The organism is Apibacter muscae (assembly GCF_007845595.1).
Classification (GTDB): domain Bacteria; phylum Bacteroidota; class Bacteroidia; order Flavobacteriales; family Weeksellaceae; genus Apibacter; species Apibacter muscae.
In genome coordinates, this window is the sequence record NZ_SELI01000018.1 from 67,872 (window position 1) to 80,951 (window position 13,080).

12 protein-coding genes are annotated in these 13,080 nt (G+C 31.0%); all 12 read left to right on the plus strand.

Annotated features, from left to right (window positions below; genetic code table 11):
• The first annotated feature begins 39 nt into the window (after positions 1 to 39).
• The 12 genes from ETU10_RS05680 to ETU10_RS05735 all read left to right on the plus strand — a co-directional run bounded on the left by ETU10_RS05680 (position 40) and on the right by ETU10_RS05735 (position 13,079).
• Positions 40 to 726 carry a potassium channel family protein gene (locus tag ETU10_RS05680; protein WP_146261875.1) on the plus strand — a complete coding sequence of 229 codons (687 nt, stop codon included), beginning with the start codon at positions 40 to 42 and terminating at the stop codon, positions 724 to 726.
• 302 nt (positions 727 to 1,028) lie between these two features.
• On the plus strand, positions 1,029 to 1,499 hold the full coding sequence (gene mraZ, locus ETU10_RS05685; protein WP_146310554.1) for a division/cell wall cluster transcriptional repressor MraZ: 471 nt from the start codon (positions 1,029 to 1,031) through the stop codon (positions 1,497 to 1,499).
• Positions 1,483 to 2,385, plus strand: coding sequence for a 16S rRNA (cytosine(1402)-N(4))-methyltransferase RsmH (rsmH, locus tag ETU10_RS05690; RefSeq protein WP_146310556.1), 903 nt, complete (start codon positions 1,483 to 1,485; stop codon positions 2,383 to 2,385). The genes mraZ and rsmH overlap by 17 nt, the downstream gene beginning before the upstream one ends.
• Positions 2,385 to 2,732, plus strand: coding sequence for an FtsL-like putative cell division protein (locus ETU10_RS05695; RefSeq protein ID WP_146310558.1), 348 nt, complete (start codon positions 2,385 to 2,387; stop codon positions 2,730 to 2,732). Before rsmH ends, ETU10_RS05695 begins: the two co-directional genes overlap by 1 nt.
• The gene (locus ETU10_RS05700; RefSeq protein WP_146310560.1) at positions 2,725 to 4,689 is read left to right on the plus strand and encodes a penicillin-binding protein; all 1,965 of its coding nucleotides are present in this window, start codon (positions 2,725 to 2,727) and stop codon (positions 4,687 to 4,689) included. The genes ETU10_RS05695 and ETU10_RS05700 overlap by 8 nt, the downstream gene beginning before the upstream one ends.
• Entirely contained in the window at positions 4,686 to 6,140 is a 1,455-nt protein-coding gene (locus ETU10_RS05705) for a UDP-N-acetylmuramoyl-L-alanyl-D-glutamate--2,6-diaminopimelate ligase (protein WP_146310562.1), read from the plus strand. The genes ETU10_RS05700 and ETU10_RS05705 overlap by 4 nt, the downstream gene beginning before the upstream one ends.
• A gap of 12 nt (positions 6,141 to 6,152) precedes the next feature.
• The gene (gene mraY, locus ETU10_RS05710; protein WP_146261869.1) at positions 6,153 to 7,376 is read left to right on the plus strand and encodes a phospho-N-acetylmuramoyl-pentapeptide-transferase; all 1,224 of its coding nucleotides are present in this window, start codon (positions 6,153 to 6,155) and stop codon (positions 7,374 to 7,376) included.
• A 3-nt stretch (positions 7,377 to 7,379) separates the two neighbouring features.
• Positions 7,380 to 8,714 (plus strand): UDP-N-acetylmuramoyl-L-alanine--D-glutamate ligase, encoded by a 1,335-nt coding sequence (gene murD, locus ETU10_RS05715; protein ID WP_146310564.1) that lies wholly within the window; start codon positions 7,380 to 7,382, stop codon positions 8,712 to 8,714.
• An 8-nt stretch (positions 8,715 to 8,722) separates the two neighbouring features.
• Positions 8,723 to 9,910, plus strand: a complete 1,188-nt coding sequence (locus ETU10_RS05720) for an FtsW/RodA/SpoVE family cell cycle protein (protein ID WP_146261867.1) — start codon at positions 8,723 to 8,725, stop codon at positions 9,908 to 9,910.
• Positions 9,897 to 11,003: an undecaprenyldiphospho-muramoylpentapeptide beta-N-acetylglucosaminyltransferase gene (gene murG / locus ETU10_RS05725; protein ID WP_146261866.1), complete on the plus strand. Its 1,107-nt coding sequence runs from the start codon at positions 9,897 to 9,899 to the stop codon at positions 11,001 to 11,003. Before ETU10_RS05720 ends, murG begins: the two co-directional genes overlap by 14 nt.
• Before the next feature lie 2 nt (positions 11,004 to 11,005).
• On the plus strand, positions 11,006 to 12,367 hold the full coding sequence (gene murC / locus ETU10_RS05730; protein ID WP_146310566.1) for a UDP-N-acetylmuramate--L-alanine ligase: 1,362 nt from the start codon (positions 11,006 to 11,008) through the stop codon (positions 12,365 to 12,367).
• A gap of 43 nt (positions 12,368 to 12,410) precedes the next feature.
• Positions 12,411 to 13,079: a cell division protein FtsQ/DivIB gene (locus tag ETU10_RS05735; protein ID WP_146310568.1), complete on the plus strand. Its 669-nt coding sequence runs from the start codon at positions 12,411 to 12,413 to the stop codon at positions 13,077 to 13,079.
• Position 13,080: the final 1 nt, after the last annotated feature.

Genomic DNA, 13,080 nt, shown 5'->3' on the forward strand with positions numbered 1-13,080 from the left:
AATAAGAATATCTACTTATATAATATAATTTCATTAGAAATGAACTCATCTCACTTATTAGAAAAGTATATTAAAAATTTTTTACAAATTTCAATTCTATTACTATCAGTTTTTTTGGTTGTTAGTATGTCTATTGATATCTTTAGAGGTATTGACACGTATGCACAAAACAACTATTTAAAAATTCAATACTGGATATGTTTATGGTTTTTATTTAGCTTCTTCATAGAAATATTTTTATCCGAGAATAGATGGAAATATTTCAAATCACATTTTATATTCCTAATTATATCCATTCCTTATCAAAATATTATTTATTTATATCATATACAATTGCCATCAGAAGCGATGTATTTAATACGTTTTATTCCTCTTTTGCGCGGTGGATATGCATTGGCAATAGTAGTGGGATGGTTTACAAATAATAAAATATCTAGTTTGTTTATTACCTATCTATCAATGCTTATGGCAACAGTTTACTTTTCTAGCCTAGCCTTTTATGCTATTGAATATACGATAAATCCTCAAATAAACGGTTATGGAGATGCCATATGGTGGGCATTTATGAATGTTACTACCGTAGGTAGCAACATAGTTGCAATTTCAATTACAGGTAAAGTATTAACTGTATTATTAGCTGCCATAGGTATGATGATGTTTCCCATATTTACCATATACCTTACCAACTTAATAACAACTAAAGCCAAAGAATTGGGAAGAGAATAGTAATTTTTTTTTAAAAACACTTAGTTCCGACCCTCTCTTTATAATTTAAAAAATAAAGTTCTAAAGATTTAGAATTAAATCATTTTGAATTTCTTTAATTATTTCATGGATTCACAAATGTTTGTAAATAAAATCTTGTAGAAAAGATATAGTATATGATTGGTTCTGTTAAATAAATTTTAAAAATTTATTTTTTCGTTCAACTTATTAATACATAATAAGTTGTAAAAGTTTTCAACAAAAGTGGGTAAAAGTGGGAGGAAGTAGAAATTATTTTTTACTTTTGAAATATTGTTATCATCATGTTGAATCTTATCGGAACATATGAATGTACGCTTGATTCTAAAGGGAGAATGCTTTTGCCTTCAGGGTTAAAAAAGCAGATGGAATCCCTTTTGGAAGAAGGTTTTGTGCTTAAAAGATCTGTATTTCAACCATGTCTTGAATTGCACCCGATTTCTGAATGGAATTTGATGATGAGTAAAATAAATAAGCTAAATCGTTTCGTTAAAAAAAACAACGATTTTATTAGACAGTTTACAGCAGGATTAAAAAATGTAGAAATCGATAACAATGGACGATTGCAGGTAAATAAAGATCTTATTCAGTTTGCTAAACTAGATAAGAATATAGTAGTGGCGGCATCTATAAATGTTATAGAAATATGGGATAAAGATCTTTATGAGAAAGCGGTTAGTGTAAATGATGATGATTTTGCTAGTTTGGCGGAAGATGTAATGGGTAATATTTTTGAAGATGAGGGAATATCATAATCCGGTTTTATTACACCCTAGTGTTGAAGCCTTGGTAAAAAATAAAGAGGGAATTTATGTAGACTGCACTTTTGGAGGTGGAGGACATTCGCGTTTGATTTTAGAAAAACTAAATTCAGAAGGTAAATTATTTGCGTTCGATCAAGATTCTGATGCTTATAACAATCAAATAGAAGATCCAAGATTTACGCTAATTCCACAGAATTTCAGGTATCTTAAAAATTTTTTACGATTCTATAAAATAGAAAATGTTGACGGTATATTGGCGGATTTAGGGGTTTCTTCTCATCAGTTTGATGTTCCAGAAAGAGGTTTTTCTACTCGTTTTGAAGGACCTTTAGATATGAGAATGAATATTCAACAATCCTTAACGGCTAAAGAGGTACTTTATACCTATTCTGAAGAGCAATTAAAAGAAATTTTTTATTTATATGGAGAGCTACAAAGACCTGGAAAGATAGCTCATTTAATTGTTGAAAATAGGGAAGAGAAGGAGTTGGAGACTACAGGGGATTTAAAGCAGATATTTGATAAGATAATCCCTCAGTACAAACAGAATAAGTTTTATGCCCAATTATTTCAAGCATTAAGAATAGAAGTTAATGATGAATTAAATGCATTAAAAGAACTTTTAGTTCAGAGTTATGATCTATTAATGCCGGGTGGGGTATTAGTATTTATTTCTTATCATTCATTGGAAGATCGCTTGGTGAAAAAATTTTTAAAAACAGGTTTATTTGAGGGAGAGCCTGAAAGAGATATTTATGGGAATTGGAATAAGCCCTTTGATTTAGTATCATCAAAAGCTATAATTCCTGATGAAGATGAGATAAATGATAATCCAAGAGCCAGAAGTGCTAAGATGAGAATAGCGATTAAAAGATAATGGCAAGAAAAAGAAAAAATATAAAAAAAAGAAGCATTTCAGACATACTAAAAGGTAGATTTTTAGTGGATGGGGATGCTATTTCTGTATGGAGATTTATTTTGTTTATTATTTTTTTATCACTCATATCAATTACTTCTTCTCATTTGGTGGATCAGAAAGTGGTAACCATATCTAAATTGAAAGAAGAGGCAGAAGAATATAAGGCACGTTATGCATTAGTACATAGTAAATTAATGAAACTGAAAGTAGAGTCTGAATTGGAAGGCATGGTGCTGTCTGATTCGCTTTTTGCTTTGGATAAACAACCGTACAAAATCATTGTACCGTATGTAGAAAATGAATAAGGAGAATAAAGACATATTAGCACGTACTTATTTAGTTGCAGCAATGGTTCTATTATTTGCTGTACTAGTATTTGCACGTCTTATATTTATTCAAACCGTAGATTCGGAAAAATATAGAAATCTTGCTCAAACAACAAACTTTAGAAATGAAGAAATTCAAGCGGCAAGGGGTAACATATATGCGTCAGACGGAATATTGTTAGCAACAACAATTACGAAATACGATATTCGGTTGGACATGAAAACTATACGCAAAAAATTGTATGATGAAAATATATCATCTCTTTGCGATTCACTTGGAAAAATGTTTGGTAAACCTAGCTTTTATTTCTATAAAAAATTAAATGAAGCTAGGCTAAAAGAAAATCAATATTTAAAATTAGCAACTGGATTGGATTATGAACAATTCACTAGGCTTAAAAAATTTCCCATATTAAATAAAGGACAAAATAAAGGAGGCTTTATAGTCGAAAGAAGATTAGAAAGAATTAAAACAATTTCAGGTTTTGGAAATAGAACTTTAGGTTTTGACGATGAACGAGGAAAAACAGGTTTAGAAGGTGCATTCACCTCATATTTAAAAGGAACCAACGGGAAAGAAATTCAACAAAGAATTAATCAAAAAGAATGGAAGCCCATAAATATAGAAATGGAACCTATAGATGGGAACGATGTGTATACGACCATTGATATGCGAATTCAAGACATTGCCTATTCTGCGTTACAAAATCAATTAGAGAAATCAGAAGCAGATCACGGTTGTGCTGTAGTTATGGATGTAAAAACAGGAAAAATAGTTGCATTGACCAATTTACAAAGAACAAAATCTGGAGAATACGATGATTTAAGGAATTTTGCAGTTTGGGAGGCATCTGAACCAGGTTCAACATTCAAAACAATATCAATGCTAGCCTTGTTGGATGATGGCTACGTTGAACCCAATACAACTGTAGATATAGGGGAAGGAGCTTGGAAATATAAAAATCAAGTGGTTAGAGATGATCATGGACAAGGTACTATAACCCTGTCTCAAGTATTATCACAATCAAGCAATGTAGGAATAGCTAAAACTGTAGTAAAATATTATTCAAAAAATCCCAAAGATTTCTTAGCGAAGATCAATAATTGGCACATAGGTTTAAAAACAGGAATAGATATTCCTGGGGAAGGAGCTCCTTATATTCCTCAATACGACCAAAAATGGAGTTCAGTTACACTTCCTTGGATGTCCTTCGGTTATGGAGTTAAATTAACACCTTTACAAATACTAACCTTTTACAATGGAGTAGCAAATGGGGGTAAATTAATGAAGCCCCAATTACTGGATAAGATAGAAAACAAAGGGATTATAATAAAAAAATTTTCTCCCATAGTTTTAGAAGAACATATGGCTTCGTCTAAAGCTATAGAAGATTTAAAACAAATGTTAGCGTATGCAGTAGAAAAGGGTACTTCAAGAAGTATATATACTCCAAATTTATCTATGGCAGGCAAAACCGGAACCGTTCAATTGGAATATTGGTCTAAAGGAAAAGGAAGATTGTATCAAGCATCTTTTTGTGGCTTTTTTCCAGTTGAAAACCCGGAATATTCATGCATTGTAGTGATTAATAAACCGAAAAATGGATTTTATGGTTCACAAGTAGCTTCACCGGTATTTAAAGAAATTGCAGGAAAAGTGTATTTAAAAAAACCATTGAACTTACCTAAAGAGGATGAAACAAAAATCTCTAAAAACATAAAACAATTTTTGACCCAAAACCAAAAAATACAAGTCAATCCAAAGACCAAGAATGTACCTAATGTGGTAGGTTATTATGCTAAAGATGCAATTCCAGTGTTGGAAAATTTAGGATTAAAGGTAGTATATAAAGGAAATGGGAAGGTAGTACAACAATCAATAACAGGAATTCCAATAAAAAAAGGCATGACTGTTTATTTAAAATTAAGTGTATGAAAATACTTTCAGACATAATATATAAAATAAAAGTAGAAAAGGAAATAGGAGATATTAACATAAATATCTCTAATATATCTTTTGATTCCCGTACCATATCTCAGGGAGATGTTTTTATAGCCATCAAAGGATATGACTTAGATGGACACCAATATATACAGTCAGCAATCCAAAAAGGAGCCGTTGCAATTATTTGTGAAGAAATTCCAACAGATGTTGTAGCCAATGTTACGTACATACAAGTAAAAAATACTAGTTATGCTTTAGGAATTATTGCCAGTAATTATTACAATCATCCTTCAGATCAGATAACTTTAGTAGGAGTAACAGGGACTAATGGTAAAACCACCACCGCTACTTTATTATACAATTTATTTCAAAATTTAGGATATCGTTGTGCCTTGTTATCAACCATTGAAAACAGAATTGCAGATCAAAAATTAAATACTCGACATACAACTCCAGATCCAATAACTATTAATCAATTGTTGTCACAAGCGGTAGAAAAAAAATGTGAATATGCATTTATGGAAGTTAGTTCCCATGGAATACATCAGGAAAGGTTAGCAGGTTTAAACTTTAAAGTGGGTGCATTTACAAATATTTCACACGACCATTTGGATTATCATAAGACTTTTGCTAATTATTTGGCAGCTAAAAAGAAATTTTTTGATGATTTGCCTAAGTCAGCCATTGCTATAAGCAATATAGACGATAAAAATGGACTTGTGATGCTTCAAAATACCGAAGCCAAAAAAGTAACCTATTCCTTAAAATCAAATTCTATGTACAAGGGGAAAATAATTGAGAATCGATTGGATGGAATGTTATTAAATTTTAATCAGCAAGAATTTTGGACTTCTTTAGCAGGTAAATTCAATGCCTATAATGAATTATTAGCATATTCGATAGCCTTAGAACTAGGTTTTGAGTCAACAGAAGTTCTAAAAGCTTTGAGCAATCTTAACAGAGTAAAGGGGCGTTTTGAAACCTATGTATCAAATGATAAAAAATATATTATTGTAGATTATGCACATACCCCAGATGCTCTCCAAAATATTTTAGAAGCTATAAACCAGATAAGGACAAGAAATGAACAATTAATTACTGTATTTGGTTGTGGAGGGCATAGAGATAAAGAAAAAAGACCGATTATGGGAAAAATAGCAACTCGGTTTTCGGATCTATCTATCATTACTTCAGACAATCCAAGAGATGAAGAGCCAGAACAGATCATTAAAGAAATTGAAAGTGGTATAGAACCTCAAAACACAAATAAATATCTTTCAATTACGGATAGAAAGCAAGCAATTAAAACAGCAATTAAAATATCTAAACCTAAGGATATTATTTTAATTGCAGGTAAGGGACATGAAGACTATCAAGAAGTGAAAGATGAACGTTTACCTTTTGATGACATGCTTATAGCAAAAGAATTATTAACAAATTAGAGATTAACAGAAATGCTTTACGATATATTTGAATATTTAAATCAACATTTCCATATACCCGGTAGTGGATTGTATAGATATATAACATTTCGCGCCTTAGCAGCCGTTTTTACCTCGTTATTTATATCCTTAATTATAGGTAAAAGAATAATTAAGATACTAAGAAGGAAACAGCTCGGAGAAACTGTTAGAGAATTAGGCTTAACAGGTCAAAAAGAAAAAGAAGGCACCCCTACAATGGGAGGAGTAATTATTATTTTAGCGACCCTAATACCGGTGTTACTATTTTGTCAATTAGAGAACATCTACGTAATAATACTAATTGTATCTACAATCTGGATGGGAATTATTGGGTTTTTAGACGATTTTTTAAAAATTCATAAAAAAAACAAAGATGGATTAAACGGGAAATTTAAAGTATTAGGTCAAGTAGGGTTAGGTGTATTTGTCGGGCTTGTTCTATATATGAATAATGATATTGTAATCAAGGAAAAAATTGAAGGATCGCACCATATAGAATTTGCAAAAGACTTTTATCCTAGCGAAAAATCATTTAAAACAACGATACCATTTTTTAAAAATAATCAATTTGACTATAGCAAGATACTAACCTGGGTAGGTGTAGAGGAAGGTGAAGCACAAAATTTAGTCTGGATAGTTTTTATCCCTATCGTAATTATTATAATCACAGCGGTCTCCAACGGAGCTAATTTAACCGATGGTATTGATGGGCTGGCAGCAGGAAGCTCCACTATTATAGTAGCAACCTTAGCATTATTCGCCTATGTTTCGGGAAATATAATGATGGCAGATTATCTTAACCTCATGTACATACCAGAATCAGGAGAAATAGTGATATTTTCAGCGGCATTTGCAGGAGCATTGATTGGATTTTTATGGTACAATACCTATCCTGCACAAGTATTTATGGGAGATACTGGAAGTCTTACCATTGGAGGTATTATAGCTGTATTAGCTATTGTTTTACGAAAAGAATTATTAATACCAGTTTTATGCGGTATATTCTTAATTGAAAATCTTTCGGTAATCATGCAAGTAAGCTATTTTAAGTATACAAAGAAAAAATACGGAGAAGGAAGAAGAATTTTTTTAATGTCACCCTTGCATCATCATTTTCAGAAAAAAGGATATCATGAAAGTAAAATTGTAACACGCTTCTGGATTATAGGTTTTATGTTAGCCATCGTATGTATAATAACCCTTAAAATAAGATAGATTATGGAAAGGTTGGTAGTAATAGGTGGAGGAGAAAGTGGAGTTGGTGCTTCAATTTTAGCACAGAAGCAAGGATTTGAGGTTTTCCTTACCGACTTAGGGGAAATCAAACCAGAATATAAGATGGTATTGAACCAAAAGCAAATTTCCTATGAGGAAAAAAAACACAGTGAGGCGAAAATATTAAATGCAGATTGGATCATCAAAAGTCCGGGCATATCTAAAAATTCGGCATTAATTAAGAAAATAAAGGAAAAAAATATTAAAATATCATCAGAAATTGAGTTTGCATCTCAATATACAGGAGCAAAACTAATTGCGATTACAGGTTCCAATGGGAAAACGACCACAACCTCATTGGCCTATCATATATTTAAGAATGCTGGATATAAGGTAGGATTGGCAGGAAATATAGGCAAAAGTTTTGCTTGGCAGGTAGCCGAAGAAAATTTTGATTACTATATCTTGGAAATAAGTAGTTTTCAATTGGATGATATTCAAAATTTTAAGCCACATATATCAATGATTTTGAATTTAAGTCCTGATCATTTAGATGAATACGGATATAATTATCAAAATTATATAGATGCAAAATTTAAAATTACAAAAAATCAAGATCCACAAGATTATTTTATATACAATGAGGATGATAAAATGATACTGGAATGGTTTAATAAAAATAACACGGAAGCAAATCGATTCCCCTTTTCTTTAAAAAGCGAAGTAAAAAACGGAGCTTACATGGATGGGGATAATATAAAAATACAAGTAAATTCAGAAAGATTAGAGATGAAAATTAATGAATTAGCACTATCAGGAAAACATAATGTAGCCAATTCCATGGCAGCAGGAATTGCAGGCAAGTTATCTAAAATTAAAAGTGAAGTTATAAAACAAAGTTTAGCAGATTTTGAGGCAGTAGAACATAGGTTAGAATTTACATATAAAATCAACGGAATAAGTTTTATAAATGACAGCAAAGCCACAAACGTTAATTCTGTTTATTATGCTTTAGAAACCATGAATTCTCCAGTTATTTGGATAGTAGGAGGAAAGGATAAAGGAAATGATTACACAGAGCTAATACCCTTTGTGGAGCAAAAAGTTAAAGCCATCGTATGTCTGGGGTTAGATAACACTAAAATAATTGAAACTTTTAAAGATATAGTTTCCGAAATTGTAGAAACACAATCAATGAAAGACGCGGTGCAAGCAGCTTATTCTTTAGGGAAAAAAGATGATGTAGTTTTACTTTCTCCTGCTTGTGCAAGTTTTGACTTATTTAAAAATTATGAAGATAGAGGGAATCAATTTAAAGAAGAAGTAAAAAAACTATAATTCATAGAATGCTGAGACTGAAACAATATTTTAAAGGAGATTCAACGTTGTGGGCAGCGATAATACTTATATCGCTTACCTCGTTTCTTCCAGTTTATTCAGCAAGCTCAAACTTACAATATGTAGTTGGACAAGGATCCGTATTGGAACACTTTGCCAAACATGCAGGATTTATTATTGTAGGAATAGGGATAGTATTTATATTTCAAAAATTTGATTATAAATATTTTGGAGGATTTTCAAAATTACTACTTCCAATAGTAATATTTTTATTGGTGTTAACATTAATGCAGAGTAATAACATTGAAGGCGCCAATGCTTCTCGATGGTTGAAATTGCCAGGAGTGCCTTTTTCCTTTCAAACATCCACGTTTGCCTCTTTAGTGCTTAACGTTTATATAGCAAGATATTTAGATAGAAACAGAAATTCTTTCATAACATTTAACAATAGCTTTGTATCAATATTATTACCTATATTTTTAATAGTGGGATTAATTTTTCCAGCAAATGGTTCCACCGGGCTTATTATATTTTTTATGGCTCTAGCACTATTATTTATAGGCGGTTATCCCATAAAGATTATAGGATCAATATTAGGAATAGGAATAATTACGATAACCTTATTTATTTTTATAGTAATGAAATTTCCAGATGCTTTTACAAGCAATCGAGTACACACTTGGATAAGTAGAGTTGATAATTTCTTAGGAGAAGAACATGAAGAAAGCTATCAAGTACAACAAGCAAAAGCCGCCATAGTACAAGGAGGAATGAACCCAAGAGGTCCAGGGAAAAGCGCATTAAAACAAACATTACCACAATCCTCCTCAGATTTTATATTTGCCATTATCGTTGAAGAATATGGGTATGCAGGAGTTTTTATATGTTTTTTTCTATATATATTAATACTCTGGAGAATTATAGTAATAGCAACAAGAATTGAAAATACCTTTGGGTCTTTACTTGTAGTAGGAGTAGGCTTACCCGTAATATTTCAAGCTTTTGCAAATATGGCAGTAGCAGTTAATTTAATTCCCGTAACGGGACAACCGTTACCCATACTAAGCTATGGAGGAACGTCCATGTGGGTTACGTATATGGCTTTAGGAATTATAATAAGTGTAAGTAGAGGTATTCCTAATAAAGAGAATCAAAATAACAGTAAACTAGAAAAAGAAAATTATGAAATCGCCTAAGTTTTTAATAAGTGGAGGAGGAACTGGCGGACATATTTTTCCCGCTATAGCTATTGCAGACGAAATTAAGCGTAGAATTCCTCATGCAGAATTCTTATTTATAGGAGCACAAGACAAAATGGAGATGGAAAAAGTTCCACAAGCAGGTTATAAAATTGAAGGTTTATGGATCTCAGGATTATCCCGATCTTCCCTGTTAGCTAATCTTTCTTTTCCTATTAAACTCATCTCAAGCTTAATAAAAGCAAAGAAAATCATACGAACATTTAAACCGGATGCAGCTATTGGAACAGGAGGATTCGCTTCGGGACCAGCTTTATTTACAGCTGTAAATGCTGGAGTTCCTATTTTTTTACAAGAGCAGAATTCATTTGCAGGAATAACAAATAAAAAGTTGGCAGCTAAATCCAAAAGGATTTTTGTAGCTTATGAGGGTATGGATAAATTTTTCCCTAATAATAGAATTTGTTTAACAGGTAATCCCGTAAGAAAATCTCTTTTTACAAATAAAATTTCACAAAAGGAAGCCAAAGAAAAATTAGGATTGAATACTGAAAAGTTAACGATACTTTCAATTGGAGGTTCTCTAGGCTCCAGAACTATAAATAATTTTTGGAAACAAAAGGCAAACGAAGTAATAAATTTAGGTGCACAGATTTTATGGCAGGTAGGTAAGTCTGATTTTTCATCTCTAGATATAGAAAATAATTTTAACAATAAAGAAATACATTGTACAGAATTTATTAAAGAAATGGAAATTGCCTATGCTGCGGCAGATATAATTGTATCCAGAGCAGGAGCTATAGCAATTTCAGAATTGTGTTTAGCAGGAAAGCCAACCATATTAATTCCATTTCCATTTGCAGCAGACGATCATCAAACTAAAAATGCTGAACAATTGGTTAAAAAAGAAGCTGCTATAAAAGTCAATGATAGAGATGTCTCACAGGAGTTATTACCAAAAATTGAAAATTTAATTAATAATCAGGAATTAAGAGAAAGCTTAAGTTTAAATATTAGAAAATTGGCAAAGCCTAATGCAACGGAAGAAATAGTAGATCAAATACTAACAGAAATAAATTTAGATTTTTAATAATGAAAGATATTCATACATATAAAAATTTTTATTTTCTTGGAATAGGAGGTATAGGAATGAGCGCACTTGCAAGATACTTTAACTTTTCAGGAGCTAAAGTATGGGGCTATGATCAGACACAGACTCAATTAACCATAAAGTTAGAAGAAGAGAATATTTCAATTATATATGATGATAATCCTGAATTGTTACCTGAAAATATTAATAAGGAAGAAACATTAATCATTTACACACCAGCTATACCTAATCATTTAAAAATTAAGAATTATTTTATAGAAGAAGGTTATACTATTTTAAAACGATCCAAAGTTTTAGGAGAAATTACTCGTTTTACACAATGTTTAGCAATTGCTGGAACTCATGGAAAGACAACAACAAGTACACTGTTAGGACATTTGTGTAAATATGCTAATCTAAAAGCAACCGCTTTTTTAGGAGGAATATCCGCCAACTACAAAACAAATTTTATATTTAACGGTAATCAAATATCAGTAGTAGAAGCAGATGAATACGATCGTTCCTTTTTAGCATTGTCTCCTAATATGGCTGCGATAACCTCTACGGATGCAGATCACTTAGACATCTATAATGATTCCAGTCATTTAGTAGATACTTTTAATGAATTTGCGAAATTGATTCCAGAAGAAGGTTTCTTGTTAGTAAAAAAAGGATTACCCATAAATGTAAAGCATTTTACGTATTCAGCAACAGAAAAAGCAGATTATTATGCAGAAAATATACAGATAGAGAACCATACATTTACATTTGATCTGGTAACCCCTGATTTGAATATTGAAGGGTTAATTCTACCCATACCAGGAAAACATAACATAGAAAATGCGATAGCAGCTTTAGGAATAGGCTTGAAAATGGGTATTTCACCAAGTGTGTTAAGAAAAGCTTTAGCAGAATTCAAAGGAGTAGCTAGAAGATTTACCCATCATACATTTAAAAATGGTAAAATTTATATAGATGATTATGCACACCATCCATCGGAATTAAATGCAACTATAGAGACTATTAGATCCCTATATCCAGGGAAGAATTTACTTACAGTATTTCAGCCCCATCTATTTACAAGAACAAGAGATTTTGCCAATGATTTTGCTAAAAGCTTGGAACATACAGATCAATTATTACTATTAGATATATATCCTGCAAGAGAATTGCCTATTGAAGGTGTAAGTTCTGAGTGGTTAAATGAAAAAATACAATTAAATAAAAAGCAAGTTAGCACACTTGATAAGGCATTAGATATAATCAAAGAAAAAGATTTTGATATACTGTTAACTGTAGGAGCTGGAAATATAGATATACTTTATCAACCCTTATTACAATGGTTAAATGAAGCTGAAATATAGATTAATAAAAATATTGTTTTTAATCCTCTCGCTGTTTTTTTTAATGAATTTTGCAATAAAAAGACACGATAATAGAGATATTAATGAGATTAATATCCAAATTGATAATTCAGATCGAATTCAATTTATAACTAAGGATATGGTTGAACAAATAGTTGATCAATCCTCACATAATGGAATTCAAGCAAATAAGATTAAAGATATAAATACCATAAAAACAGAAGAAAGTTTAAATGCCAATCCATTTATATTGAAAAATAATGTGTACATAGATTTAAATGGTGAAATAAATATTCATGTGGTTCAAAAACAACCAATTGCTAGAATTAAGACAAATAAGGATGAATTTTATTTGGATAATTACGGAAATAGCTTTCCGTTATCTAAAAATTTTTCTTTACCTTGTTTATTAGTTAATGGAGAAATACAAGAAGATGAATATGAAGGGATTGCTAATTTAGTTCAGGTTATTTGTAAGGACAATTTATTGAAAAATCACATTGTAGGAATTGAAAAGGTGAAAAAAGATTTGTATCATTTAATCCTTAATGTTCCAGATTGCTACATTGAATACGGAAAAATTGAAAATAATAAACAAAAGTTAACCAATTTAAAGGAATTCTATACAAAATATTTAGATTACGTAGGGTTTAGTACCTATAAAAAAATAAGTTTAATGTATGATAATCAAATTGTTGCAACAAAAAGATGAG

Coding starts and splice junctions, on each gene's coding strand:
- mraY (WP_146261869.1), top strand. CDS start 6,153: ATGCTTTACGATATATTTGAATATTTAAATCAACATTTCCATATACCC.
- mraZ (WP_146310554.1), top strand. CDS start 1,029: ATGTTGAATCTTATCGGAACATATGAATGTACGCTTGATTCTAAAGGG.
- ETU10_RS05705 (WP_146310562.1), top strand. CDS start 4,686: ATGAAAATACTTTCAGACATAATATATAAAATAAAAGTAGAAAAGGAA.
- ETU10_RS05695 (WP_146310558.1), top strand. CDS start 2,385: ATGGCAAGAAAAAGAAAAAATATAAAAAAAAGAAGCATTTCAGACATA.
- ETU10_RS05720 (WP_146261867.1), top strand. CDS start 8,723: ATGCTGAGACTGAAACAATATTTTAAAGGAGATTCAACGTTGTGGGCA.
- murC (WP_146310566.1), top strand. CDS start 11,006: ATGAAAGATATTCATACATATAAAAATTTTTATTTTCTTGGAATAGGA.
- ETU10_RS05680 (WP_146261875.1), top strand. CDS start 40: ATGAACTCATCTCACTTATTAGAAAAGTATATTAAAAATTTTTTACAA.
- murD (WP_146310564.1), top strand. CDS start 7,380: ATGGAAAGGTTGGTAGTAATAGGTGGAGGAGAAAGTGGAGTTGGTGCT.
- ETU10_RS05735 (WP_146310568.1), top strand. CDS start 12,411: ATGAATTTTGCAATAAAAAGACACGATAATAGAGATATTAATGAGATT.
- ETU10_RS05700 (WP_146310560.1), top strand. CDS start 2,725: ATGAATAAGGAGAATAAAGACATATTAGCACGTACTTATTTAGTTGCA.
- murG (WP_146261866.1), top strand. CDS start 9,897: ATGAAATCGCCTAAGTTTTTAATAAGTGGAGGAGGAACTGGCGGACAT.
- rsmH (WP_146310556.1), top strand. CDS start 1,483: ATGAGGGAATATCATAATCCGGTTTTATTACACCCTAGTGTTGAAGCC.